This window comes from Catellatospora sichuanensis (assembly GCF_007483665.1).
GTDB classification, from domain to species: Bacteria; Actinomycetota; Actinomycetes; order Mycobacteriales; family Micromonosporaceae; genus Catellatospora; species Catellatospora sichuanensis.
On the sequence record NZ_VIQO01000031.1, the window covers coordinates 50,134 to 74,805 of the forward strand.

The following is a 24,672-nucleotide window of genomic DNA, read 5'->3' on the forward strand; positions in this document are numbered from 1 at the left end:
GCCCCGCTTCCCCGGCGCGGCCTGTCCGCGGTGGACGCGCCGCGGCACCCCGGGATCTGGTAAACATCCGGCGGGTCTCGCGTAGTCGTACTGCACAGCAGCCGACGCGAGCCGAGGAGAGCCGTGCACACCGACTTCGAGGAGTACGTCCAGGCCCGGTCCGGGCACCTGGTGCGCTTCGCGCACGTGCTGTGCGGTGACCTCCACCTGGCCGAGGACCTGGTGCAGGACGTGCTCGCCAAGGCGTACCCGCGCTGGCGGCGCATCGCCGACGGTGACCCGGACCTCTACCTGCGCCGCGGGCTGATCTGGGCCAACTCGACCTGGTGGCGGCGGCGTTCCAGCCGCGAGGCGGCGGTCGAGCAGCCGCCCGACACGGCCTGCGGGGCGGACTTCGCGCAGCGGCACGCGGAACGCTCCGAGCTGTGGCATCTGCTGGCCACGCTGCCCCGAGGCCCGCGCACGGTGCTGGCACTGCGGTTCTTCGAGGACCTCGACGACCGGCAGATCGCCGAACTCATGGGCTGCTCGCCTGCCACGGTGCGGGTGCACGCGCACCGCGGGCTGGCGCAGCTGCGCTTGCGGCTGGCGGTCCCCGTCCCCGGTGCGGCGCAGACGCCGCCGTCGGTGCCGGTCGCCGCGGTGCGGCGGCGGGCCGCGCAGCGGCGTCACCGCGGGATCGCCGCGGGCGCGGCCGCGCTGGTGCTGATCGTGCTCGCGCTGCTGGTGCCGCTGCTGCTCCCGCACACCCCGCCGCCGGTCGTCACGCCGTCGCCGTCGCCCAGCGTGCTGCCGCTGGCCCCGTTCACGGCCGCACCGGCAGCCTTTCCGTACGTGCCGACCGTGCTACCGGGCCCGCTGGCCGGGATGCCCAGCACGCCCGCGGTGACGGACTCCGCGCTGGTGCTCACGTTCGCCGACCCGACGCGGCTGTGGAACAGCTTGGAGCTTCGGGCGACCGACGCGCGCCCGCACATGCCGCAGGCAACGGAGACGATCACGATCGGGGGCACGTCGGCTTTCCTGATGCGCGGCACCGCCTGGGACCAAGGGCTGCAGCTCGACCTGTGGTGGCAGCGCGACGGCCGCTGGTTGCAGCTGACCAGCAACAGTCTGCTCACCGTGGCACAGGCGCAGGCCTTCGCCGAGGGGCTGCGACCGGGCGCGCAACCTGTGACCTCACGCCTGCGGCTGGGCCTCGCGCCGGCCGGATACCAGCTCTGGTCGATGAACCCCGACTGGATCTGTGTGCGGGCAGGTACGGCGCCGGCCACCGACCCGGCATCGGCCTTCGACACCCTGTGCGCCGGTCTCCAGCAGGCCGAGCACATCGTCGGGGCGCCGGAGTTCACCGTCGGCTGGCTTTCCGCGCAGCGCACCGGCACCGACGAGCGCCCGGCGCTGCGGGTGTTCCTCGACGACACCCGGATGGTGATCATCGAGCACGACATGCGGCTGGTACCGCTGCGGTTCGAGGACCTGATCCGCATCGCCGAGACCATCACCCTCGACGGGAACCTCCTCACCGGATAGCGCGGGCCGATCACGCCCTACGGGCGGGGTGAACCGCGGGTGGCCCCGCTGCCGGTCGACCTCCTGCGCGGAGCCGACATGGCGACCATGCGTATCGGCATCGCGATCGGGCGTGCTGGGTCTGGCGTTCTCGGCGCTGATCGGCACCACCATCGACCGCGTCACCAGCCGGACCGCCCGAGCGTGGCCGGCTCATCATCCTCAAGGGACGACGACCCACGGGTCAGCGGGCCATCTGGTGAACGGCTCCGGGGTCGGCTCGCCGGTTCTGGGCCGCGCAGTATCGGCAGCGGCGTGACATACCCCGTCGTCCGGCTGGTCTGCGAGCATGAGGGCGTCGGATGCGGTCACCGTCTGGAGCGATGGCCCGTGGACCAGGTGCGATTCGTCGGCGAGCATCGGCCGCAGGTCGGCTCCGCCGCTCTGTCCGAGCGCCTCGACCGCCGCCCTGCGTACCTCTGCCACCGGATCCGACAGCAGCGACGTCGCCAGGCCGACCAGGTCGGCGTGCCCCAACGCGGTGAGGGTGCGGATCGCCGCGTTTCGGACGGCGGGCTCGGGCGCGCTCAAAACGTCTCGGGCGGCTTCGGCGAGTTCGAGGACCCCGTGGTCCCGCCCGAAGCGCAGGATCTCGCGCCGGACCATCGGATCGGGATCGGCCCGCAGCGCTTGGACGAACGCTTCGACCGCGGCCTCCGACAGCACGATCCGGTTCGTGGCGTCGCACGCATAAGGCAGCTTGATCAACGAACGGGCCGCTCGGGTGCGGCGGTCGGGCGACGGGTCCTCGGTGAGGATCGTCACGAGGACGGGTTCGTCACCGGGGAGATATTCGCCGAACCAGTCCAGCCTGTACCCTGCGGTCAGCTCATCGAGCCACCGTTCGTACCACGCGAGGAAGTCCTCGTCCTCGAGTACATACGGCCCGATCCCGTCGGTGTCCACGTTGAACAGGCGACCGCGGGACGGACCGGACACGATCAGCTGGGTGGTCAGGGTGCAGCCGTGGTTGACCACCGTCAGCGTTCCGTCGGCGACGAAGTCGTGGCCGGCCCGCGCCATGTCGTAGAAGTCCCAGCCGTCCCAGTACTGCCGGTAGCGAACGCCGGGCCGGTAGGCGCTCGGCCTTGCGAGGTGGCCGGTGCCGCACCTGCCGGGACTGCACGCATCAGCGAGCGGGGCCAGCCCGTAGCTTGGGCCGGCTCCGCCGTCACCGACCTCGATCAGGAACCGGCGGTACTCCTCAGGAAGGTCGACCCCGTGTGCCGCCTCGAAGGCCGCGACCTCTTCCTCCGGTAGGCATGCGCCGAGCCTGTAACCGTGCTCCTCCTCCGGTAGGGAAAGTGGCCTGTCGCTGTCGGCGACGGCGGCGAGTTTCTCGGCGATGCGTGCGAGACGGGTCCCCGTGTGCTCCGGCATCCGCACATTCTGGCGGTCGGCTCCGACGGATTCCGGCCGCTAGCCCGAACGCCCACCATGATCTGCGCCGAGGCCGCCGACCAGACTGCCCGTGACGGCAGTCACCGGAGGTATGGCTGGCACTACCTCGGATCCGCCCCCTGGACGGCTGGGCCGAGCCGCCCACGCTGGCTAGCGTGTCCACATGCCCACTGAGCAGCCACATCATCTCCTCGACGCCCTCATCTCGCGCCGCTTCCTGATCTCGGAATGGCCCTGGCGCGCTCTGCTCTACGTCCTGACCGCGCTGCCCGTCGTCGGCGTCGCGGCGCTGCTGCTGTCGCCGGTCACGCTGCCCTGGGCGGCTGTGGTCGTGCAAACCACCGAGGGCGGGCTGCACACCCCGATGCTGCTGGTGGTGGCCGCGCTCGCGACGAGCGGGCTGACCGCGGTCGGCACGCTGCTCGCGGCCCCGTTCGCCGCGCTGGAACGTCGCCGCCTGGGCATCGCCGACCCGCGCCCGGTCGAACCGGCACCCCGGGTCAGCACCGCGACGTCCTGGCTCGGGGCCCGCTACGCCGAGCCCGCCTCCTGGCGCGAGCTGCTGTATCTGCTGCTGCTGGCGACGGTCGCGCCGCTCGCGTACGGATTGCTGGCCTTCGCCACGTTCGTCGTCGGCATCCTGGTCATCAGCCCGTTGCTGGTGCTCAAGGACGGCAAAGGCATCGACGGCATCGGCGACACGGTCACCCTCGGCCCGTGGCAGATCACCACCCCCGCGCAGACGATCCCGTACGTGCTGCTCGGACTGGCCCTGCTGCCCGTACTGGCCTACCTGACCGGGCTGCTCGCCGCCGGCCACGCCGCCTGCGCCCGGGTGCTGCTCGGCGGTGGCGGGCAGGCCGAACTGCGGGACGTGGCCCGCTCCCGGACCAGGCTCGTCGACGCGTTCGACGCCGAACGCCGCCGCATCGAACGCGACCTGCACGACGGCGCGCAGCACCGTCTCACCAGCCTCACGCTGCAGCTCGGCGTCGCGCGGCTGGACCTGCCCGACGACACCCCCGCCGCGGCGGCCCTGGACCGGGCGCACGCCGAGGCCAAGGACCTGATGGTGCTGCTGCGCGACCTCGTGCACGGAATCAGCCCGCAGGCGCTGGCCGACCTCGGCCTGCCCGCCGCGCTGCGCGACCTGGCCGAGCGCAGCCCGCTCGACGTCACGGTGACCGTCGAACCCGGGGTCGCCGACCGCTACCCGTCGCGGGTCGAGAACACCGCGTACTTCGCCGCCTCCGAGGCGCTCGGCAACGTCGCCAAGCACGCCCGGACCGCGACGGCGGCGGTCCGGCTCGCCCGCCACGGCGACACACTGGTCGTCGAGGTCCGCGACGGGGGCGAGGGCGGCGCCGACCCGGCCCGTGGCACCGGTCTGACCGGCCTGGCCGACCGGGTCGCGGCGGTCGGCGGGCGGCTGCTGCTGTCCAGCCCGGCCGGAGGCCCTACGCTCGTACGCGTGGAGCTGCCGTGCCTGCCGTGACCAGGGTCGTGCTGGCCGAGGACGGGGTCCTGCTGCGCGAAGGGCTGACCGGGGTGCTGGCGCGCTTCGGGTTCACGGTGGTGGCCGCGGTCGGCGATGCCGCCGCGCTGCTCGACGCCGTGACGGCCGAGGACCCGGACCTCGTGATCACCGACATCCGGATGCCGCCCGGCTTCACCGACGAGGGACTGCGTGCCGCGTTGGAGCTGCGTGCCGCGGATCCGAACCGGGCGGTCGTCGTGCTCAGCCAGTACGTGCAGGCCGAATACGCCGCGCAGTTGCTCGACAGCGGCGACGGGCGGCGCGTCGGCTACCTGCTCAAGGACCGGGTCGTCGACGTCGCCGACTTCGTCGGGGCGCTGCGCGCCGTCGTGGACGGCGGCACCGTGATCGACCCGGACGTGGTACGCCGTCTGCTGCGCCATCGCCGCGACCCGGTCGCCGAGCTGTCCCCGCGCGAACGGGAGGTGCTGGCGCTGGTCGCCGAGGGCCACTCGAACGCCGCGATCGCCCGGCGGCTGACGGTCACCGAGGCGGCGGTGGGCAAGCACGTCGGCAACATCCTCGCCAAACTCGGGCTCGCACCGACCGACGACACGAACCGGCGGGTCCTGGCCGTACTCGCGTACCTGCGGTCGAATCCGGAAACCTGAGCCCCGACGGCTGCGGCCCGCGAACGCCGGTGCGCGGCGCGAGCCCCCGCGGGTGGGTGTCTCGCGCCGCGGCGGCTCTACCGGGCGGTGACCGTCGCGGTGAGGTGGCGGGCGTTGGCCCAGACCGCGTAGAGGGCGGGGGCGGGCAGCAGGAACAGCCCGATCGCCGGTTTGGCGACGACTGCGGCGGCCAGGATGCCCAGGATGGCGAGGTTGGCCAGGCTGAGATACCAGTAGCGGATCGACAGGTAGGCGCAGGCCAGCGTGGTTTTCCAGGTCAGTTTGGCGTTTGCGGCCAGCAGTGCGGTGGCCGTTGCGACGACGAGCGCGATGAGCAGCGCGAGCATCGGGGTCACCGCGCCGAACGGACCGCCGAGGGCGAGCTGAAAGTCCGCGGCGAGCACGATTACTGCGGCGGCTGCGGCCCCGGCGACGGCCAGCGCCCGGCCGAATGTCGCCCGGTAGGCCGCCCAGAATGCCCGGCCGACGCTGTATTCGCCCTCGGACAGGCCCCGGAACGCGGCGAACGCGGCGGCGACGGCCGGACCACAGACCGCTGACAGCGCGGTGTAGAACGGCCAGGCCTGCAGGGGGCTGCCGGTGAGGGCGAATGCCGCCAGCAGCGGCAGGCCGGCGGCGACCAGGCAGAGGTTGATCTTCAGCCCGGCGTACACCGTGCCGAAGACGGTGTCGTAGGGCAGCCGGGCGAGCAGTCGCATGTCAGTTCACCCCTTCATGCCGGAGGAGGCGATGCCCTGGATGAAGTGGCGCTGGCCGAGCAGGAAGATGATCGTGATAGGCAGGACGGACAGCACCGAACCCGTCATGATCATCGCGTAGTCGGCGTCGAACTGGCCGACGAACGAGCGCAGGCCGAGCTGGATCGTCCACAGGTCGTTGCTGGTCAGGTAGATGAACGGCCCCATGTAGTCGTTCCAGGTGTTGACGAAGGTGAGCAGGGCCAGGCTAGCCAGCGCCGGTTTCGACAGCGGCAGCATGATCCGCGCCCAGATGCCGTACTCGCTGAGGCCGTCGACGCGGGCCGCTTCGCACAGTTCGTCGGGGATGGTCAGGTAGTACTGGCGCATCAGGAAGACGCCGAACGCGCCGAACGCCTGCAGCAGGATCAGCGACCAGAACGTGTCGGTCAGCTCGGCCTTCTGCATCATGATGTACTGCGGGATCATGTACGCCTGCCACGGCACGGCGATGGTCGCGACGTACATCATGAACAGCGTGTCACGGCCGCGGAAGCGCACCTTGGCGAACCCGTACGCGGCGAAGCTGCCGGTCAGCACCTGCAGGAACGTGATGACGAGGCTGAGGAAAACGGTGTTGCCGAGGTAGGTCGCCAGCGGCACCCGAGTCCAGATCTCGGTGAAGTTGGCCCATTGGAAGTCCCTGGGGATCCACTGGATCGGGATGGTGAAGACGTCGTTGTTGCGCTTGAGCGACGCGCTGACCATCCACAGGAACGGGACCAGGATCAGCAGCGCGGCCGCCGTGAGCAACGCGTACAGCGCGACCCGGCGGAGCAGGGCGAGCGGGCCGCGTGCGCGCGGGGCTGCGGCCGTGTCAACGGTGGTCATCGGCGCTCCCTGCGGTTGTTGAACCAGAACTGGACGAGGGTGAAGACCAGCACGAGCAGGAACAGCACCAGCGAGATCGCCGAGGCGTAGCCGAACTCGCCCTCGATGATGCCCCGGCGGTAGATCTGCTGGGACAGCACCAGGGTGGCGCGGCCCGGGCCGCCGTCGGTCATGACGACGACGAGGTCGAAGACCTTGAAGCTCTGCACGGTCAGCAGGATGAGCACGAGGAAGGTGACCGGCCGCAGCCCGGGCAGGGTGACGGCGCGGAAGCGCTGCCAGGTGCCGGCGCCGTCGACCTTGGCGGCTTCGTACTGCTCGACCGGAATGGCTTGCAGCCCGGCCAGGAACAGCACCATGTAGTAGCCCATGTCGCGCCACACGCTGGTGAGGATGATCGCGGGCATGGCCCACGTGGTGCTGGTCGTCCAGCCAGGCGGGCTGTCGACGCCGACGAACTGCAGGAACTGGTTGACCGGCCCGAACTGCGGGTGGAACAGCATGTTCCAGACGACGGCGACCGCGACCATGGAGGTGATGTACGGGAAGAACGCCGCGGCGCGGAAGAAGCCGACGCCGGCGATCTTGCGGTTGAGCAGCAGTGCCAGGCCGAGCGCGGCGAGCATGGTCAGCGGCACGTGCCCGAGGGCGTAGAAGGCCGTGTTACGCAGCGCGATCTTGGTGGATTCGTCGTTGAGCAGCCGCTGGAAGTTGTCCAGGCCGACCCACTCGGGTGGGTTGTAGGAGTCCCACTCCATGAACGACAGGGCGAAGGCCGCGATCACCGGCACGAGCGTGAGCACGGCGAAGCCGAGGAAGTTCGGCAGGATGAAGCTCCAGCCGATGAGCGTGTTGCGCCGGGCGCGCCGTCTGTCGCGCGCCCGCGGCGAAGGCGCGGCGCTCGCGGTCGCCGGCGTCGCGGTGAGCAGGTCTGCCATCTCGTCCTCCCGGGTTGCGCGGGGACGGCCGGGCGGCCGTCCCCGCGTAACTGCGCGTGGGTCAGTTGACCTCGTTCTTGACGCGGGACTCCATCTCCTTGATCGCGTCGTCGAGCGACTTCTGCTTGGTCATGATCAGCTGGTGTTCCTCGTTGAGGATCGTGTCGATCTTCGCGGTCTTGTCGCTGACCGGCATCTCGGGGTTCACCTTGTCCGGGCTGAAGGCCTTCTTCGACAGCTCGTCGGTGGGCATGCCCGGCAGCGCGAAGTACTGCTTGAGGATCTCGTCGCTCTTGTAGGCCGGGACAATGCCGATGCCCGTGATCGCCTTGGCGCCTTCGAGCGACGCGGCGAACTCGACGAACTTCTGTGCCGCGTCGGCGTGCTTGGCCTTCTTGTTCACCGCGAACGCGGTCGGCGCGCCGAACGTGGTGACGCCGCTCGCACCGGGGCGCTGCGGCATCGGTGCGATGGCCCAGTCGGCGTCGGTGGTGCCCTTCTGCTTCTCCGACAGGATCTTCGAGATGTACCAGGTGCCCATCGGCAGCATCGCGGTCTTGCCGGTCTCGAACATCGAGGCGTAGCCGGTCTTCTGGGTGACTGCGGTGCCGAAGTCGAGGGTGGCCCCGGCCTCCTGCAGCGCCAGCGCCGTCTTGTACTGGTCGGCGAAGAACTTGTAGTCGCCGGCGAGCTGGTCGCCGCCGGTCTGCGCGGCGGAGATGGCCTGCACGATCGAGCGCCAGGTGTGCTGGTAGGCGCCGTAGACCTTCTTGTCGCCGGTGCCCGAGGTGAGCTTCTTGGCCACCTCGACGTACTGGTCCCAGGTCAGGCTCGTCGGGTAGGCCTGCCCGGCGGCGTCGAACATCTTCTTGTTGTAGTACAGGACCCAGTGGTCCTGCCGGTAGGGCAGCGCGTAGTACTTGTCGCCGTCCTGCTTGTACTGGTCGAGCCCGGCGAGCTTGCTGCCCTCGGTCGACGTCGCCAGCGAGGTGATGTCCTTGAGCTGGCCGCGCCCGGCGAAGCGCACATAGTCGGCCAGGGTCTTCATGGTGATGACGTCGGTGGTGTCCCCACCGGCGAGCATCGTGGTGACCTTGGTCGGGTAGTCGGCCGCCAGAATGTCGACGGGCTTGATGGTGATGTCCGGGTTCGCCTTGTGGAAGGCGTCGAACAGGGTCTGGAACTCCGGCGTGGTGGCGAGGTTCCAGACGGCGACGGTGAGCTCGACGGGGCCACTCTCGGCGTTGTCTTCGCCGGAGCCGCAGGCGGCCAGCGGCAGGGCGACTGCCATCGCCAGGCCGACTGCCAGCATCTTCCTTCTCTTCACGAACGTTCCTTCCTAAAGGACGGCCGCTTACGCGGCGGAGGATCTGTTCTGTGCGTGGTGGTGCCCGCCGGTCGGCGGCGCGGGCAGCGCCGCCGTCGTGGTGGCCTGGTCGGGCCACGTGACCCGGACGACCGGCGCGTCCTCGGGTCCTGAAATCTGGGCCAACGGCGCGAGGGCGCCGCCGTTGAGCGCGAACGCGGCGACGTGCCAGTCGGCCCGTCCCGGTCTGGCCTGCAGCCATGGGATGGCGGTGCGCTCGGCCAGCGGGGTGGCGTCGTGCACGGTGTGCACCCCGGCGACGTCGAGGCCGTGCAGCCCCACCGCGGTAGAGGTGAGCGTGGTGCCCACGGCTTCGGCGACGAGCCGTTCGGAGGCGGGCGAGCCCGTCTCCGGCTGGGGGGAGGCGACGCCGACCGGTCGCGACCCGTCCTCGACAGCTGCCACCGGGACCGGCCAGCCGCCGACGCGCAGCGCCGTGACCTGGTCCCAGCCGGGCGCGCCGGCCGCCTCGACGTGGATCAGCCGGACCTCCCACGCGCCGCGCACGACCGACACCGTGGTGACGGTGGCCGCGTCGACGGCGTCGCCCGGCAGGCCGGAGCCGTGGTCGGGGGCGTTGCGGTCCGGCTTGACCCAGTGGCAGCGGGCGCGGGAGGCCAGCACGGCGGCGTCACCGTCGAGCGCCCGCACGTCCAGGGTGGTGAAGCCGCTGCGGTGGGTGGCTTCGCCGTGCGCGTCGAGCAGCACCACGGACTGGTCGAGCGGGCAGTCCCAGCCGTCGTCGTCCATCGCGGGCGCGGTCGCGGTCGAGTAGCCCAGCCGCGCGTACAGCGGCGAGTCGGTGCTGCGGTCGCCGGGGCGGGCGTGGTCGGTGCCGTGGTTGTAGACCCGCACCACGCCGTCGGCCGCGGTCGCCGACAGCGCCCAGCCGGGTGCGGTGATGACGGCGAACTGGTCGGCCTGCTCGACGGGCAGCGGCTGCTCGACGTCGGTCCACACCGGGTGCTCGGCGGGTAGGGCGAGGCCGAGCAGGCCCTTGGACGCCCAGTACGGCGAGCCGGTCCCGGAGTAGCGCTGGGCGATGCGCCGCCACGGGTGGTGCCAGCCCAGGGTGAGCAGCCCGTCGGCGTCGGGGGCGCCGCGGTCGGCGAAGTGCTTGACGATCCCGGACGCGGCACGGCGCAACAGCCCCGGCGCGAGCGCGTCGGTGCCCGCCAGCGCGCCGGCCCAGAACGGGGCGGCGGCCGCGAAGCGGTAGGTGAGGCTGCGGCCCTGGATCAGCGGCGAGCCGTCCGCGCCGACCAGCCGCACCGCGTCGAGCAGGTAGCGGTCCAGGCGGCGGGTGTACTCGGGCAGCAGCGGTGCGGCCTGCGCCTGCGCGCCGGTCATGCGGCTCCACAGGATCGGGTACAGGTGCAGGGCCCAGCCGGCGTAGTGGTCGTAGCTGCGTTCGCTTCCGTCGCAGTACCAGCCGCCGTCACGGGCGAACGACTCGTGCGTGGCCAGGTCGGCGGCGATGTCGTCGGGTGACCACGGGCCGCCGACGGAAGCGAGGAACTGCTCGACGACGATGCGGAACCACACCCAGTTCGTCTGCGGGTAGGTGCGGTCGCCGACGACCTGGGCGAGGTATTCCACGACCCGTTGCTGCACACCCGGGTCGAGGTTGTCCCACAGCCACGGGCGGGTCAGGTCGAGGATCAGCGCGATCGACGCGGCCTCGACCTTGGCCTGGCCGTGCTCGTGCGGCGTGGTCCAGCGTTCTGGCGAGTGCGGGTCGGTGCCGGCCGCGATGCCGCGGGCGTAGCGTTCGAGCAGGTTGTTCGGGTCACGGCCGTGCTCACCGGCGATGCGGAACCCGGCCAGCAGGAACGTCCGGGCGAAACCTTCGAGGCCGTCGACGGCGGTGCCGTAGCCGCCGGGCCGGCCGGGCGGGGTGATCAGGGCGCCGGTGGGTGAGGCGTGCTGCCAGGCGGAGGCGAGCAGGTGGTCGGCCAGGGACGCCCATTCGGTGCGGGTCCAGCCGGTGTACGGCGAGATGCTCATGCCTTCTCCTCGCTGTGCTCGTCGGCGGCATGAGCAACCGGTGACATGGTTCGCTCGCTCACGCGATCACCTCCATGGCCTCGCTGGTGACGGCGTCGAGCGGGGGTCGGCCGTGCACGAGGCGTTCGAGTTCGTCGAGGGCCTGGGCGCTGAGGCGGCGCGTCTCGGAGCCGAGCGACCCGGCGATGTGCGGGGTGATCATGACGTTGGGCAGCTGTGCCAGCAGGGATCCGGCGGGCAGCGGCTCGGGGTCGGTGACGTCGAGGATCGCGTTGAGCCGGCCGGTGGCGCATTCGCGTTCCAGCGCGGCGGTGTCGATCACGGCGCCGCGGGCGGTGTTGATGACGGTCGCGCCGTCGGGCAGCAGGGCCAGCTCGCGGGCGCCGATGGCGTGCCGGGTCTGCGGCAGTTCGGGCAGGTGCAGCGAGACGATGTCGGCATTGGCCAGCAGCTCGTCGAGTTCGACGAGGCGGCCGCCGGCGGCGGCGACGGCGACCGGGTCGGCGTACGGGTCGGTGACGAGCACCTGCGCGGTGTCGAGGGTCTGCAGGCGTTCGACGACGCGGCGGCCGATGCGGGAGAAGCCGACGATGCCGATGGTGCGGCCGTAGTTGGACAGGTCCTCGCGGTGGTGCACGGCGTCCCAGTCGGCCGGGCGAAGCCGTGACTCGGCGGCCAGCACGTGGGCCTTCTTTCCGGCGAACACGATCGCGGCGAGGGTGTACTCGGCGACCGGAGTGGCGTTGGCCTCGGCGGCGCTGGTGACGAGGATGCCGCGGCGCCAGACCTCGTCGGAGACGAGGTTGCGCACGCTGCCGGCGCAGTGCAGCACGGCCCGCAGCTTCGGTGCGGCGGCCAGCCGCTGCGGGGTCAGGGTGGGCGCGCCCCACGAGGTGAGCAGCACTTCGGTGTCGGCCAGGCGGGCCCGGGTGTGCGGGTCGTCGAGGTCGTCGGTCCAGATCGGGTCGCCGAGGTCGGCCAGCGTCCGCAACCGTTGCAGCTCCTTGGGCCCGAATTGGAGCCGGAACGGTTCGGGCCCCATCACGAGCAGTGCCTGCGGACGGTACATGCGGTGGCCTCTCCCCGGTTTCCAGTGCGTTGCTGATATGTTTGTTTATGTTCGTTCGAACAGTGCGATGAGTAGACCAGCCCGGAAACTGCACGACAAGGGCCCGTTACGAAGCTGTAACACGGAACGCGTAGACCTGGCCTTTTCTTTATGAACGAATATGTTCGTTTGAAGCGAGAGGAAGGCAACGATGGTGCGAACATCCCGCCGTCGATACCCGTCCGGGCCGGTCAGGTCCGTCCGGACGGCGGCCCGCCGCGTGCCATGCCACACCACGCGTCCGTGCACAATCGAGCCCGACGCGCGCGACACCACCGTGGAGGCACGACCGTGACCCTGTCCGAGCCACCGCTGCTGCCCGACCAGCGCCGCGAGCGGCTCCTCGCAGACCTGCACACCCACGGCACGCTGCGGGTCAGCGAGATCGCCCGCTCCCTCGGCGTCACCACCGTCACCGTGCGCCGCGACATCGCCCAGCTCGCCGACGAGGGCGCGATCGAACGCGTCCACGGCGGCATCCGGCTGCCCCGCAACGGCGAAGGACAGCCCCAGTTCAGCGTCGCCGTCGAGGAGCCGAGCAGGTCCACGAGCGCCGACGAGGCGTCGCTGCCCGCCGTCGGCATGGTCGTCCCGTCGCTGGACTACTACTGGCCGGAGATCGTGCGCGGCGCCCGCGACGCCGCCCCGGACGCCGGGGTGCGCATAGTGCTGCGCGGCTCCTCCTACGACGACGTCGCCGACGTGCGCCGCCAGACCGCATGGCTGCTGGAGACCGCCGGCATCCAGGGCCTGCTCATCGCACCGCCCACCATCGGCGACGACGCCGCACAGCTCATCGACTGGTTGGCCGGATTGGACATCCCGGTGGTGTTCATCGAGCGCACCGCCACGGTCGGCCTGTACCAGGAGCACGTCGAGTCCGTCTTCACCGACCACGCGTTCGGCGCGAGCCTGGCCGTGCGGCACCTCGCCGCACGGGGCCACCGCCGGGTCGGTTTCCTGGCCTCGGCCAGCAGCCCGCACACACCCGCCGTGCGGCGCGGCTGGCAGCAGACCGCCGCCGAGATCGGACTCGACCTCGCCGGCACCCATGAACTGATCAGCCCCGACCACCGCGACCCCCGGTGGGACGCCGAGATCGACCGCGGCATCGACGCCTGGATCGCCACCGGCACGACCGCGCTGCTGGCGCACTCCGACCGGGAGGCGATCTCGCTGGTCGCCCGGTGCGAGGAGCGCGGCATCCACGTCCCGGGCGACCTGGCCGTGGTCGCGTTCGACGACGAGGTCGCGGGCCTGGCCAACCCGGCGCTCAGCGCGGTCCGGCCGGCGAAGTACACCATCGGCGAGAGCGCGATGCAGCTGCTGTCCAAGCGCCTGCAGGACCCGGGACGGCCCGTGCACCGCGTGTCGATCAGCCCGCAGCTGATCGTGCGCGACTCCAGCGGCGCCCGCCCCTGACGGCCGGCCGACCATGCCCGACATCGTCTTCCCCCGACCGGCCGGCGAGCTGACCTCGCTGCTGCGCGACATCCGCGCCGCGGCCGCCGACGACACCATGCCCGAACTCGGCTTCTCCGCCTACCGCGACTACTTCGACACGGGCAACCGCATCCGGTACGAGCGGCGCTACTTCCGCAGGCGCGCCCGGCTGGCCGCCCGCGCCGCCCAGGCGCTGCTCGACCCGGACACCGGCCTCGGCCCGCTGGCCGACACCCTGTGGTCGGTCTGCGACGAGTACACCTGGGCCCTGCCCGCGCACGTGCGCCACAGCGCGGACCAGGACCGCGGCCCCGAGCAGTGCCTGGACCTGTTCGCCGCCGAGACCGCGCACACCCTCGCCGAGACCGTCGCGGCGCTGGGTGACCGGCTCGACCGGCGCGTCGCCGACCGGGTGCGCGCCGAGGTGGAGCGGCGCGTGTTCGTGCCCTACACCGACACCCGGCCGCTGAACTGGGAGGGCTACGCCAACAACTGGGAGGCGGTGTGCGCCGGGGCGACCGGCCTGGCGGCCCTGGCGCTGCTGCGCGACTCCCCCGCCGACGGCTCCCGGCTGGCCGCGATGCTCGACCGCAGCCGCCGGGCCATGGACCGCTACCTGGCCGGGTTCGGCGACGACGGCGGCTGCGCCGAGGGCGTGGACTACTGGGTATACGGCTTCGGCTACTTCGTGTACTTCGCCGAGGCGCTGCGCGAGCACTCCGGTGAGGATCTGCTGGACTCGGCGAAGGTGGCCGAGATCGCGGCGTTCCCGCACCGCGTGGCGCTGGGCGCGGGCGCATACGCCCCGTTCTCCGACGCCTCCGAACGGCCGTGGCTGCCCGCGGGGCTGCTCACCCGGCTCGCCGAACGCTTCGGCACCCCTCCTGCGCAGGTCGTGCCGTCGTTGCACGACGACCACTGCTACCGGTGGGGGCACCTGTCGCGGACCCTCGCCTGGTTCCGGCCCGCCGCACCGGCCACCGCCACCGGGACGACGAGCTTCCTGCCCGACCTGGCCTGGGTGATCCACCGCGGCCGGTTCGCGTTCGCCGCCAAGGGCGGCCACAACGACGAGCCGCACAACCACAACGACCTGGGTCATTTCATCCTGCACACCCGCGGCCAGAGCGTGCTGGACGACCTCGGCGCGGGCGAGTACACCGCCGGCTACTTCGGACCCGGCCGCTACGAGTACCTGCACCCGTCGGCGCGCGGCCACTCCGTGCCCGTCATCGACGGCCGGGTCCAGCTGCCGGGCGCGAACCGGGCGGCGAAGGTCCTGGACTACCGCGACGACGGCGAGACGATCCGCTTCGACCTCGACCTGACCTCGGCGTACGACATCGCCGGGCTGCGGTCACTGGTCCGGCGCTTCCGCTGGCAGGCCGACGGGCGGCTCGAACTGACCGACGAGATCGACGCCGAGCGGGCGCTGCCCGTCGAGGAGATCTTCATCAGCCGCCACGAGCCGACGCTGACGGACGGCTCCGCGGACTGGGACGGCCTGGTCACGCTCACGCACGACTGCCCGCAGGCCGCGGTGGAGGAAGCGGTCGCCACGGATCACCAGGCCCGGCCGGACCGGGTATACCGGCTGATCTGCACCACTGTCGCACCGGCCGGACGATCCAGTCACCGGTTCGTGTTCGAGGTCAGGTAGATATCGGCTCCTTCGCCGCCACGTTGCGGCGCCCACGAGTCATCCACCTGGTCAGCTGGACCGCGAACGCTACGACGGCCATCCCCGCCAGGACGTCAAGGACGTAATGGTGTCCGGTCACGAGCACGACGAACGCGGTCAGCAGCGGAAACAGCCAGGCCAACCACGCGCCTCGTGGACTGTGTTCACGAACCACCGACCACACGGCGTACGCGCACCAGGTCGTCCAGGCGACGTGCATGCTCGGCATCGCCGCGAGCAGGTTCACTCCCGGGCGGGGATGGCGGGAAGCGGCGCTGAAGAGGATGTCGTACGTCGCCATGTAGTCGACGATGCCGTCCAGGGCGAACCGTGGCGGGGCCTCCGGGTAGAGCCACACGAGGGGCAGGTCGAGCAGCGTCGTCACGACGAGAACGGTTCGCAGGTGCCGGTAGCGCTCCGGCCAGGAGATGTACAGCCAGATCAGGATGGCGGGCACCGCGATGAGGCAGAGTCGGTAAAAGTAGCCCGTGAGGTGGATCGCTAATGGACGGTCCAGCATCAGCTGGTTGAGCGGATACTCGACCGCGATGTGCAGGGCCTGCTCCAGGCGTTGCACCAGCACCGCATTGTCCGTCGCCGCCGGATCGCCGCGATCGATCGCGGCTCGCACCAGACCGAAGAGCAGGTATCCGCCGAGAAGCGGCGCCACCTCGAGATACCACCGGGGGCGCTGGCGCTGGAGGCGGAACGAATCCATGGGCTGCGATCCTACGCCCAGCACTCAGCGCCTGGACCTGTGGCGGCGAAGTCGGTGCTCATACACGGCGGGGATCGAGCAGACCGCACGAAGCCTCGGCGAACCAGTGTTCGCCGAGGCGACTCCGGACGGGCCGCGGGCGAACGTGATCGCGACCTGGTCGCGATCACGTTCGCCCATGGAGCGGGAAACGGCTCAGTCGTCGATTGCCTGGTAGGTCGTGGTCCAGAAGTCGTGCATGGCCCTGATGGAATCCGGGACGCTCGCCCCGACCTGGGTGAGCAGGATTCCGGTGAGCTGCTTGTCCGGGTCGGCATAGGTCGAGGTGCCGCTTCCTCCGTCCCAGCCGAACTGGCCGATGGAGGCGTAGTCGCCGCGGTAGGTGCGCACCGCCATCCCCAAGCCCCAGCTGCCGTGCTGGCCTTGGCCGAACGAGATGTGGACGTGGTCGCGGGCCATGGCGTCACGGGCGGCCTGTTGCTCCGGCGTGAGGCGGTTGGTGGTCATCAGCTCGACGGCGGGCCGGGACAGGATCCGTTCGCTGCCGTGCAGCCCTCCATTGAGCAGCATCCGGAAATAGGCGTGGTAGTCGTCGACGGTGGAGACCAGCCCACCGCCGCCGCCCGGGAACGCCGGAGGCCGGCTCCACCGTCCTCCCTCAGCCTCGTCCCACACGTGGAACTCTCCGGTCTGCGGATCGGGGGCGTAGAGGACCGGCAGCCGGTCGATCTTGTCGGCGGGCACGTGGAAACCGGTGTCCTTCATGCCCAGCGGGTCGAAGATGCGTTCGCGCAGGAACGTCTCGAACGGCTGGCCGGTGACCCGGGCGACGAGCACGCCGACGAGGTCGCTGCTGATCTGGTACTGCCAGCGCTCCCCGGGCTGGTGCATCAGCGGCAGCGTACCCAGGCGGCGCATCCACTCGTCGGGTTCAGGCATCGGCGTCGGGAGATTGGGCGTGAGTCCCTGCTCGAAGATCGCGCCCATGATCGGAGTGCCCAGCACCGTCATGTCCATGCCGAGCCCGAACGTGGAGGTCAGCACATCCCGCACGGTGATCGGCCGCCGCGCCGGTACGGTGTCGTCCAGCTGGCTGTCGATCCGCTTGAGCACCTGGCGGCCGGCGAGTTCCGGCAGCCACTCCTCTACCAGGTCGTCCAGGCGCAGCCTGCACTCGTCGAGCAGGACCATCGCCGCCGCGATCGTGACCGGCTTGGACGTGGAGGCCATCCGGAAGATCGTGTCGCGGCGCATCGGCGGGCCACCGTCATGGCGCATCGTGCCGATCGCTTCGACGTGCGTCTCACCACCCCGGCTGATCAGGGCGACGAGCCCGGGAATCTTCCCGGAATCGACATGTCGTGCCAGTACGTCGCGCATCCTGTGCAGCCCTGCTCCGGAGAAGCCGCTGTTGCCTTGTCCCATCAGTGATCTCCTTGCCTCTGGTGTTCGAGCTGTGTGACTTGTCTCGGGGTGGCGCTCATGGACCTCGCCCTGCCGCATCTCCCGTGACCGCGTGCCGCAGGATCCGGAAAGGAACCCTGCGGCACGACGGCGCGGGTCGGCGTCCTGTCAGGCGGCGTCGAGGGCCTTGGTGATCTTGCGGATCATGTCGGACACGACAGGGCCGGGCGAGGCGTGGTGGGTGGCGGACTCGATCGCGGTGACGACGGCACTGCGGAAGTTCTCGGCCTCTTCCGGAGCCTGCGCCTTCAGCAGGTTCATGGCCGCCGTCAGGGCCGGCAGCACGCGGTCGGCGATCTCGGCCACGGACTTGCCGTTCAGTTCCTTGCCCTTGGGATACTCGGCGAGCACGTGCCCGACCGGGCCGGTGGCCGAGCCCAGCGCGATGCTGCCGTTGGTGGCGATCTTGTGGGGCGAGCCGCCGGCGGCACCGGCGGCGGACAGCAGCGTGACGGCGCCGTACGCGGCGATCCGCAGCGTGGTCTTGTCCTGGTCGGAGAGGGTGATGGACATGGTGGCGTACTCCTTGGATCTGGGGTGGCGACCGCGCTCAGGTGAGGAAGCGCTGTCTTCTGCGATGTGTCCACCATCGGTGCCACGGCTGACACCGCCCTGTCACCGCCCTGACGCGACCGCTGACGTCGTGATCCGACTGGCCCCGCGCGGGTTCGCCTGCACGGACCCTCATGCGATGCCGAACGTCCCTCGACGCGCTGCCCGGGTGCGCCGTGTCGGGAGCTCTTCCATCTGGACCACTCGGCATACCGCCGGGGTGCATCCACGGACGTCTCCGGCATATCGTGACGTCGTCGCGTCACGCCGCGGAGCAGCCCCCGTCCGGCCGTCCACGCGACCGCCGAACGAAAGGCAGGATCACCGGTGCCGTCAGACTCCCCCAGCCGCAGCGGTGACCCGACCGAAGCCGGGTCGGCTTCGCAGGACGTGCTGGTCACGGTCCGCGGTGGCACGCTGCGCGGGCGGCGCGAGAACGGGCTGACGGTGCTGCGCGGCGTCCGGTACGCCACCGCACCGCGGTTCGGGCCGCCCGTGCCGGAACAGCCATGGTCGGGCGTACGCGATGCGGTCCAGCACGGTGGCGTCAGCCCGCAGCCGCCGGCCCGGCCGGGTTCAGCCGGCGGCTCTCCCGAGATCGGGCTCCAGTCAGAGGACTGCCTCAACCTGACCATCGTCACTCCCGCGGCCGACGGTGGCCGCCGACCGGTGATCGTCTGGCTGCACGGCGGCTCGTACCGTTCCGGTGCAGGGTCCTGGGACCGCTACCGCACCGACCGCCTCGCCCGCGAAGGCGACGTGGTCGTGGTCAGCGTCAACTCCCGCCTCGGGGCGTTGGGCTACCTGGCCGCGCCGGGCGTCTCCCCCGGCAACCTGGGTCTGCTGGACCAGCTCGAAGCCCTGCGCTGGGTCCGCGACAACGCCGCCGACCTCGGCGGCGACCCGGACAACGTCACCCTGGTCGGGCAGTCGTCCGGCGCCCACTCGATCGCCTGCCTGCTGGGCATCGCGCAGGCGCGGCCGCTGTTCCGCCGGGTCGTGCTGCAGAGCCCGCCGCTGGGGCTCGGACTGGGCGGCGCGACCGACACCGGGCGGCTGGCTGAACGTTTCCTCGCCCGGCTCGGCGGCGATCCGCACGAGGCTTCACTGGAGCGGGTGCTCGCGGCGCAGCAGGCGGCCGAAAGGGACGTGTCCGGACGCGGGTTCACCCCGGCCTATGGGCCGGTGGCCGGCGCGGATCCGCTGCCCGATACGGCCGGTTGGCTGGCCGCGTGCCGGGCGGGCGCCCAGGACCTCGAGGTGGTGCTCGGCACGACCCGGCGCGAGATGGCGTACTTCCTGGCCGGCGGCCCGATCTCCCAGCGGGTGCCGCTGGTCGGGCGCGCCGTCGAGAACGGTGTCATCGGCATGGTCACCTGGACGGCGTTCACCCGGCCGACGCGGCGGTTCGCCAGGCTGCTGGCCGGAGCCGGTGCCCGGGTCTTCGCGTACGGCATCGACGGCCCGCCGTCAGCCTCGCCCTACCGGGCCGGCCATTGCAGCGACCTGCCGTGGCTGTTCGGCGACGAGGCCGCATGGGCGCAGACACCGATGCTGACCGGCCAGACCTGGCACGACGTGACCGAACACGGCAGGCCGCTGCGTTCGGCATGGCTGTCGTTCGCCACCGGCGGCGCGGCCGCGTTGACCGCGCAGGGCTGGACTCCCTACCGGGGCCGGCGCACTGCTGTGCACCGCTTCGGCGCGTGATGCAGCCGGCTACCCGCGGCGCGGAGGGACTCGACGGCGGCGTCGCCGCGCTACGGCTTCTTGCCGACGCAGTTGTCGCTGGTGCGCAGGACGGTGTACTCGCGGTCGTCGTGGGTGATGCCTGACGCGACGCCGTCGAAGTAGCTTTCCACCGTTTCCAGGCCGCGGCGCTGCTCGTAGTGCAGGTGGGCCGCGCCGGAGTCGCCGGTGCTGCCGACCTTGCCGATCTGCTGGCCCTGCTCGACCCGCTGGCCTTCCTCGACCATCGGCGGTTCGAGCAGGTGCATGTACACCGTCGTCCACCGGCCGCCGTGGTCGATCTTCACCCAGTAGCCGCCGCCGCTGCCCCGCGGGCCCTGCGGGTTCTGCGGCGTGCGCCCGCCCAGCTCACCGTTGATCCCGGCCTCGACGACCGTCCCGCCGTAGGACGCGAGCACGGGATGGCCCCAGGACTGCCCGGACATCGGGAACATGTCGACGTCGTCGTCGCCGTGGCCCGGATAGGTGCCCAGTTGCCATTTCTCGCCGCACGCGGCGGGCAGCTGGAACAGCGGCCGCGGGCCCGCGGGCCACAGCCACAGGGCGACGGCCGCGACGACGCCGACGACCGCGACGACGCCGAGCGTGCGCAGTACACGGGTACGGCGGCTGCTGCCGCGAAGGCGCTTGCTGCTGCGGTAGACGGTCGGCACGGACCGAGCATGGCAGGCTCGGGCAAGGCCGTGTGCCCGGCTGTGGCCTGCCGGACACACAGCGGGGGCCCCGGCGCGCCGATCACGCACAGGTGCTGCCGCCCGATGTAGGCACACACAGGCCTGCTGCTCGATGCCCGCGAGAGCCGGACCGGGCGGTCACCACCCGGCCCGGCTCCACCGAAGATCAGCTCGCGGTGCAGGTCACCGCGGGAGCGGCGTTCGTGCCGTTCCATGATCCGAGGAACCCGAAGTTCGTGCCGGCGCCGGCGGCCAGGCTGCCGTTGTAACTCACGTTACGGGCGGTCACGGCCGATCCGCTGCTGGTCACCGTGGCGCTCCAGGCCTGGGTGACGGTCTGCCCGTTGGCGAACGTCCAGGTCACCGTCCAGCTGCCGATCGCCGCAGTCCCGGCGGTCACGCGCACGTCGGCCTGGAAGCCGCCGGGCCACTGGCCCACGATCGAGTACGCGGCGGTGCATGCGCGTCCGCCGGGCGACGGGGGCGCGCTCGGCGAGGGTGACGTGCTCCGCGACGGCGAGGGGCTCGGTGACGCGGAGGCGCTCGGTGACGCGGAGGGGCGCGGCGACGCGGTGGCGCTCGGTGACGGCGTACCGCCGAAGATCGTGGCCTCCTTGGCGGTGGCCTTGATGCCGTTGGGGCCGTTGAACAGCCGCAGGCCCCACTCGGTGAGCTGGGTGGGGTCGAAGTTGACCGTCATGTCCAGGTACGGGTCGTTGTTACCGGCCCAGGACCAGCCGAGGTAGCCCAGGCCGCGGGCGTTCGCCTCGGCGATCAGGGTCTGGTCGTCGACGTTGCTGGGCGAGCGCTGCCAGCCGAACTCGCCGATGACCAGCGGCCAGCCGTTGTTCTGGAAGCGGTCGAGGTAGTCGCGGATCGCGGTGGCGGTGTTGAACACGTCGTACATGTGGATCGACAGCACGGTGTTGCGCTGGGTGTCGGCGTTGAGGATGGTCTGGGCGTTGTCGCGCATGACGTACTGCCAGTCCTGGCCCCAGTTCGGCGCGTCCACCATGAGCAGGTGCTGGAAGCCGTTGGTGCGCATCTTCTGGATCGCGGCGGTGGTCGCGGCGGTCCACTGGCCGGCGTTGGTGTTGCCGATCGGCTCGTTGCCGATGTTGATGACGACGTAGTTCTCCTGGCCGACCAGCGCGGCCTTCTGGCTGATCCAGTAGTTGACGGCCTCGTCGAGGGTGGCGGCCGCGGCGTCCTCGCCGTATCCGGTGGTGTCGTGCACCTCCAGGACGCAGATCAGCCGGTTCTGCTTGCACAGCGAGATGACGTTGGCGACGTCGGTGGACGGGCCCCAGCGCTTGCCGCTGCCGAGCACCACGCGCACGGTGTTGGCGCCGGCGGCTTTGATGTTGGCGAACGAGCTGGTCTGGCCGGTGAACCAGACGTGCTCGTGGTTGACGCCGCGCATGATGAAGTTCTGGCCGTTGGCTTCGACGATGTTGCGGCCGCTGATGTGCAGCCCGACGGCGGCGTCAGCGGGGCTGACGGCGACGAGGATGGATGCGGCGGCGGCCAGCACGGCGACACCGACGGATGTGAGGAGTCGTTTCATTTCCCACCTCTGGAGGAGGCCCCGGGAAAGGGGCGGATCGCGTCATGCCCGCAGGCGTGTATGCCTGATCGCTGATCGCTGCCCTGACTCATCCGCGCACGGGTCAGCGTATGTGCATTCGTCGGTACGTGCAACTAATACGACGGCGGCCCTGGGAGCCTCGCTCCCAGGGCCGCGCCTGCCGAATGGTCAGCCGCGGGTGACGATCACGTCGACCGTGAACGCGCCGTTGCCGTTGCCCGGCTTGTCGTCGTTGATGCGCAGGTAGAGCGGGCTGCCGGTGCCGGTGTAGGTGAACATCGTGCCGGTCCCGGCGTAGCGGTAGTTGCCGTTGGTCTTGGCCAGTAGCGAGTACACGCGGGCACTGGCCATCGGGAACTTCGTGTCGTTGGCGATGTTCGTCCAGCCCTGCGGGCCGTTGTCGCCGGTGAACCAGACCCCGGCCCAGATCGACCCGGAGGCGTTGATCTGGACCCGGTCGCCGCTGCGCAGCGAGCAGCCGGTGTTGACGTCCCAGGACGCCTCCGCGACCTGGATGGTCTCCTCGCAGACGACCGCCGCCACGGCCGCGGCGTGTGCGGGCGTGGTGCCGACCAGCGCACCGCCGACCACTGCCGTCACGATCGCGAGCCGGGTCAGTGCAGTTCGGACGTTCATGTCCTTCTCCTTCGTTCGGTGCCTTCTGATGTGATCGACACTAGAAATCCGCAGGTCGCGTCACATCAGTGCAGACACCTAACCGGAGTCGGGCAGCTGTCACGACGACAGGAACGTCAGCACCGCGAGCACCCGCCGGTGGGTGTCCGGCTCGTCGTCGAGGCCGAGTTTGGCCAGGATGCTACGTACGTGGGCCTCGACGGTGCGCTCGGCCAGGTGCAGGTCGGCGGCGATGCCGGCGTTGGAGCGGCCCGCGGCCATCCGGGCCAGGATCTCGCGCTCGCGCGGCGACAGCACACCGATCCCGTCGGCCGCGCGGGGACGCCGCAACAGCCGGTCGACCACGATCGGGTCGATGGCGGTGCCTGCCGCGGCGACCTCGTGCACGTCGGCGGCGAATGCGGTGATGTCGGTGATCCGGTCCTTGAGCAGGTATCCGATGCCGCCGCCGGGCTGCTGCAGCACGGCCAGGGCCTCGCGGTGCTCGAGATGCTGCGACAGCAGCAGCACACCTACGCCGGGATGGCTTCGGCGCACGGCCAGCGCCGCCCGTACGCCCTCGACGGTGAACGTGGGCGGCATGCGGATGTCGATGATCGCGACGTCGGGCCGGTGCTCGGCGACGGCCGCCAGCAACTGCTCGCCGTCGCCGACGTCGGCGGCCACGGTGACCCCGTGCCGTTCCAGCAGCAGTTTCAGCCCGCCGCGCAGCAGTACCGAGTCGTCGGCCAGCACGGCGGTGGTCATGCCGCCGCCAGCGGCAGCACGGCGCGCACCGCGGTGCCGCGGCCGCGGGTGCTGGACACCCGGAAGGTTCCGCCGCAGGACTCGACACGTTCCCGCAGGCCGTGCAGCCCTCCGCCGGGCACCGCCAGCGCGCCGCCGACCCCGTCGTCGCGCACGGTCACCTCCACCCGGTCTCCCTCGGCCGCGAGGGTGACCGTGACCTGGGCTGCCCGCGCGTGTTTGGCACTGTTCGCGACGGCCTCCATGGTGACGAAGTAGGCGGCCGTCGCGACGGGTTCGGGCAGGGTGACGTGCCCGACGCGGTCGTCGACGGCGACCGGGATCCCGGCCCGTTCGGCGAGGGCGGCCACCGCGCCGGACAGTCCGTGGCACACCAGCGCGGCGGGGTTCATCCCGCGGACCAGGTCGCGCAGGTCGGCGATGGCGTGCTCGACCTCCGCCGCGCCCCGGGCGACCAGCACCGGATCGTCCTGACGCAGCATCATCGCGGCGGCGAGCAGCCGCTGCTGCACTCCGTCGTGCACGTCGCGTTCGACCCGGCGGCGCTCGTGGTCGCGTGCCTGGACCAGGCGGCGGCGTTCGGCGCGGTGGGCGCTGAGCGCGGCGCCTGCCGGGATCAGGCTCGCACCGAGGGCGTACAGCACGGTGGGCCAGTGTCCGGGGCCGTGGGTGAGGGTGCTCAGTGCTGCGGTGCAAAGGCCGTTGGCGGCGAGCGCGGCCCAGAACGGGGCGTAGGCGTGCCGGTCGTCGCGCCCGGCGCGGCGGTAGCGCATCAGGAACACACCGGCCAGGAACAGGCCCACCACGGGATAGGTCAGGGCGCGCAGGTGCAGCACCTGCGCGCGGCCCAGCTGCCCGGCCGCGAGCGTCCCGGCGATCAGCACGGGCCAGTAGGCGTACCCGGCGGCGGCGACCGTGCGGTCCCACCACCCGCGCAGGCGGCCGGACGTGACGACCAGGCCCGCGTGCAGGTGCATCGGGTCGTGCAGCAGGCTGAGCATCAGGCCGCCGGCGCACAGGGCGGGCAGTGAGATGCGCCCCCAGGAGTCCAGTAGCCACACCAGGCCGGAGACGACCAGCAGCGGCCCCATGCGGCTGGCGGGGCGCTCGCGCCAGAGCCACAGACCGACCTCGGTGTGCAGCACCCCGGCGACGGCCAGGCAGGCCAGCTCCCAAGGGGTCGTCCAGTACGCCGCCAGCAGCGGCCCGCACACCAGCGCCACCGTGGTGGCGCGTACCGGCCACCGAACCAGATCCCCCATGGAGCAGATGCTGGTCGTGGTCGTATGCG

General features: G+C 71.2%; 21 protein-coding genes. 6 read left to right on the plus strand and 15 right to left on the minus strand.

Annotation, left to right across the window (positions count from 1 at the left end; genetic code table 11):
• The first annotated feature begins 123 nt into the window (after window positions 1–123).
• The gene (locus FLL47_RS45040; RefSeq protein ID WP_144126909.1) at window positions 124–1,533 is read left to right on the plus strand and encodes a SigE family RNA polymerase sigma factor; all 1,410 of its coding nucleotides are present in this window, start codon (window positions 124–126) and stop codon (window positions 1,531–1,533) included.
• Between the two features lie 201 nt (window positions 1,534–1,734).
• Here the strand turns inward: FLL47_RS45040 and FLL47_RS34805 are convergent, their stop codons facing one another.
• Window positions 1,735–2,952, minus strand: coding sequence for a HEAT repeat domain-containing protein (locus FLL47_RS34805; protein WP_144126910.1), 1,218 nt, complete (start codon window positions 2,950–2,952; stop codon window positions 1,735–1,737).
• 184 nt (window positions 2,953–3,136) lie between these two features.
• On the opposite strand from FLL47_RS34805, the gene FLL47_RS34810 reads away from it, so the two are divergent.
• Together FLL47_RS34810 and FLL47_RS34815 are read left to right on the plus strand one after the other, a co-directional pair.
• On the plus strand, window positions 3,137–4,468 hold the full coding sequence (locus FLL47_RS34810) for a sensor histidine kinase (protein WP_144126911.1): 1,332 nt from the start codon (window positions 3,137–3,139) through the stop codon (window positions 4,466–4,468).
• Window positions 4,456–5,121 (plus strand): response regulator transcription factor, encoded by a 666-nt coding sequence (locus tag FLL47_RS34815; protein WP_144126912.1) that lies wholly within the window; start codon window positions 4,456–4,458, stop codon window positions 5,119–5,121. The genes FLL47_RS34810 and FLL47_RS34815 overlap by 13 nt, the downstream gene beginning before the upstream one ends.
• Before the next feature lie 77 nt (window positions 5,122–5,198).
• On the opposite strand, the gene FLL47_RS34820 is transcribed toward FLL47_RS34815, so the two are convergent.
• From FLL47_RS34820 to FLL47_RS34845, 6 genes are all read right to left on the minus strand, one after another.
• On the minus strand, window positions 5,199–5,840 hold the full coding sequence (locus FLL47_RS34820; RefSeq protein WP_144126913.1) for a DUF624 domain-containing protein: 642 nt from the start codon (window positions 5,838–5,840) through the stop codon (window positions 5,199–5,201).
• 6 nt (window positions 5,841–5,846) lie between these two features.
• Window positions 5,847–6,710 (minus strand): carbohydrate ABC transporter permease, encoded by an 864-nt coding sequence (locus FLL47_RS34825; RefSeq protein WP_144126914.1) that lies wholly within the window; start codon window positions 6,708–6,710, stop codon window positions 5,847–5,849.
• Window positions 6,707–7,648 carry a carbohydrate ABC transporter permease gene (locus tag FLL47_RS34830; protein WP_144126915.1) on the minus strand — a complete coding sequence of 314 codons (942 nt, stop codon included), beginning with the start codon at window positions 7,646–7,648 and terminating at the stop codon, window positions 6,707–6,709. The genes FLL47_RS34825 and FLL47_RS34830 overlap by 4 nt, the downstream gene beginning before the upstream one ends.
• A gap of 61 nt (window positions 7,649–7,709) precedes the next feature.
• Window positions 7,710–8,975 carry an ABC transporter substrate-binding protein gene (locus FLL47_RS34835; protein WP_246159054.1) on the minus strand — a complete coding sequence of 422 codons (1,266 nt, stop codon included), beginning with the start codon at window positions 8,973–8,975 and terminating at the stop codon, window positions 7,710–7,712.
• A gap of 27 nt (window positions 8,976–9,002) precedes the next feature.
• A complete protein-coding gene (locus FLL47_RS34840) occupies window positions 9,003–11,021 on the minus strand; it encodes a DUF2264 domain-containing protein (RefSeq protein ID WP_144126916.1) in 2,019 nt (672 codons plus the stop codon).
• A 58-nt stretch (window positions 11,022–11,079) separates the two neighbouring features.
• The gene (locus FLL47_RS34845) at window positions 11,080–12,090 is read right to left on the minus strand and encodes a hydroxyacid dehydrogenase (protein ID WP_144126917.1); all 1,011 of its coding nucleotides are present in this window, start codon (window positions 12,088–12,090) and stop codon (window positions 11,080–11,082) included.
• A 330-nt stretch (window positions 12,091–12,420) separates the two neighbouring features.
• Here FLL47_RS34845 and FLL47_RS34850 point away from each other — a divergent pair, with 330 nt between their 5' ends.
• A complete protein-coding gene (locus FLL47_RS34850) occupies window positions 12,421–13,551 on the plus strand; it encodes a substrate-binding domain-containing protein (RefSeq protein ID WP_144126918.1) in 1,131 nt (376 codons plus the stop codon).
• A gap of 13 nt (window positions 13,552–13,564) precedes the next feature.
• Entirely contained in the window at window positions 13,565–15,232 is a 1,668-nt protein-coding gene (locus FLL47_RS34855; protein ID WP_144126919.1) for a heparinase II/III family protein, read from the plus strand.
• Here the strand turns inward: FLL47_RS34855 and FLL47_RS34860 are convergent.
• The 3 genes from FLL47_RS34860 to FLL47_RS34870 all read right to left on the minus strand — a co-directional run bounded on the left by FLL47_RS34860 (window position 15,225) and on the right by FLL47_RS34870 (window position 17,948).
• Entirely contained in the window at window positions 15,225–15,971 is a 747-nt protein-coding gene (locus FLL47_RS34860; protein WP_144126920.1) for a phosphatase PAP2 family protein, read from the minus strand. The genes FLL47_RS34855 and FLL47_RS34860 overlap by 8 nt on opposite strands.
• 195 nt (window positions 15,972–16,166) lie before the next feature.
• Window positions 16,167–17,396, minus strand: a complete 1,230-nt coding sequence (locus tag FLL47_RS34865) for a serine hydrolase domain-containing protein (RefSeq protein ID WP_144126921.1) — start codon at window positions 17,394–17,396, stop codon at window positions 16,167–16,169.
• Window positions 17,397–17,543: 147 nt separating this feature from the next.
• Complete coding sequence (locus FLL47_RS34870) at window positions 17,544–17,948, minus strand: hypothetical protein (protein WP_144126922.1); 405 nt, start codon at window positions 17,946–17,948, stop codon at window positions 17,544–17,546.
• Window positions 17,949–18,314: 366 nt separating this feature from the next.
• On the opposite strand from FLL47_RS34870, the gene FLL47_RS34875 reads away from it, so the two are divergent.
• Window positions 18,315–19,697, plus strand: coding sequence for a carboxylesterase family protein (locus FLL47_RS34875; protein WP_144126923.1), 1,383 nt, complete (start codon window positions 18,315–18,317; stop codon window positions 19,695–19,697).
• Between the two features lie 50 nt (window positions 19,698–19,747).
• On the opposite strand, the gene FLL47_RS34880 is transcribed toward FLL47_RS34875, so the two are convergent.
• From FLL47_RS34880 to FLL47_RS34900, 5 genes are all read right to left on the minus strand, one after another.
• A complete protein-coding gene (locus tag FLL47_RS34880) occupies window positions 19,748–20,389 on the minus strand; it encodes a M23 family metallopeptidase (RefSeq protein ID WP_144126924.1) in 642 nt (213 codons plus the stop codon).
• 187 nt (window positions 20,390–20,576) lie between these two features.
• The gene (locus FLL47_RS34885) at window positions 20,577–21,977 is read right to left on the minus strand and encodes a cellulase family glycosylhydrolase (RefSeq protein WP_144126925.1); all 1,401 of its coding nucleotides are present in this window, start codon (window positions 21,975–21,977) and stop codon (window positions 20,577–20,579) included.
• A 189-nt stretch (window positions 21,978–22,166) separates the two neighbouring features.
• A complete protein-coding gene (locus FLL47_RS34890; protein ID WP_144126926.1) occupies window positions 22,167–22,634 on the minus strand; it encodes a hypothetical protein in 468 nt (155 codons plus the stop codon).
• A gap of 99 nt (window positions 22,635–22,733) precedes the next feature.
• Window positions 22,734–23,381, minus strand: coding sequence for a LuxR C-terminal-related transcriptional regulator (locus FLL47_RS34895; protein ID WP_144126927.1), 648 nt, complete (start codon window positions 23,379–23,381; stop codon window positions 22,734–22,736).
• On the minus strand, window positions 23,378–24,643 hold the full coding sequence (locus FLL47_RS34900; RefSeq protein ID WP_144126928.1) for an ATP-binding protein: 1,266 nt from the start codon (window positions 24,641–24,643) through the stop codon (window positions 23,378–23,380). The genes FLL47_RS34895 and FLL47_RS34900 overlap by 4 nt, the downstream gene beginning before the upstream one ends.
• Window positions 24,644–24,672 lie beyond the last annotated feature (29 nt).

Bases quoted from the DNA above. Each gene is read 5' to 3' on its own strand.
- FLL47_RS34805 (WP_144126910.1), bottom strand. From the start codon at position 2,952: ATGCCGGAGCACACGGGGACCCGTCTCGCACGCATCGCCGAGAAACTC.
- FLL47_RS34810 (WP_144126911.1), top strand. From the start codon at position 3,137: ATGCCCACTGAGCAGCCACATCATCTCCTCGACGCCCTCATCTCGCGC.
- FLL47_RS34820 (WP_144126913.1), bottom strand. From the start codon at position 5,840: ATGCGACTGCTCGCCCGGCTGCCCTACGACACCGTCTTCGGCACGGTG.
- FLL47_RS34825 (WP_144126914.1), bottom strand. From the start codon at position 6,710: ATGACCACCGTTGACACGGCCGCAGCCCCGCGCGCACGCGGCCCGCTC.
- FLL47_RS34830 (WP_144126915.1), bottom strand. From the start codon at position 7,648: ATGGCAGACCTGCTCACCGCGACGCCGGCGACCGCGAGCGCCGCGCCT.
- FLL47_RS34840 (WP_144126916.1), bottom strand. From the start codon at position 11,021: ATGAGCATCTCGCCGTACACCGGCTGGACCCGCACCGAATGGGCGTCC.
- FLL47_RS34845 (WP_144126917.1), bottom strand. From the start codon at position 12,090: ATGTACCGTCCGCAGGCACTGCTCGTGATGGGGCCCGAACCGTTCCGG.
- FLL47_RS34855 (WP_144126919.1), top strand. From the start codon at position 13,565: ATGCCCGACATCGTCTTCCCCCGACCGGCCGGCGAGCTGACCTCGCTG.
- FLL47_RS34860 (WP_144126920.1), bottom strand. From the start codon at position 15,971: ATGGATTCGTTCCGCCTCCAGCGCCAGCGCCCCCGGTGGTATCTCGAG.
- FLL47_RS34865 (WP_144126921.1), bottom strand. From the start codon at position 17,396: ATGGGACAAGGCAACAGCGGCTTCTCCGGAGCAGGGCTGCACAGGATG.
- FLL47_RS34870 (WP_144126922.1), bottom strand. From the start codon at position 17,948: ATGTCCATCACCCTCTCCGACCAGGACAAGACCACGCTGCGGATCGCC.
- FLL47_RS34885 (WP_144126925.1), bottom strand. From the start codon at position 21,977: ATGAAACGACTCCTCACATCCGTCGGTGTCGCCGTGCTGGCCGCCGCC.
- FLL47_RS34890 (WP_144126926.1), bottom strand. From the start codon at position 22,634: ATGAACGTCCGAACTGCACTGACCCGGCTCGCGATCGTGACGGCAGTG.
- FLL47_RS34895 (WP_144126927.1), bottom strand. From the start codon at position 23,381: ATGACCACCGCCGTGCTGGCCGACGACTCGGTACTGCTGCGCGGCGGG.
- FLL47_RS34900 (WP_144126928.1), bottom strand. From the start codon at position 24,643: ATGGGGGATCTGGTTCGGTGGCCGGTACGCGCCACCACGGTGGCGCTG.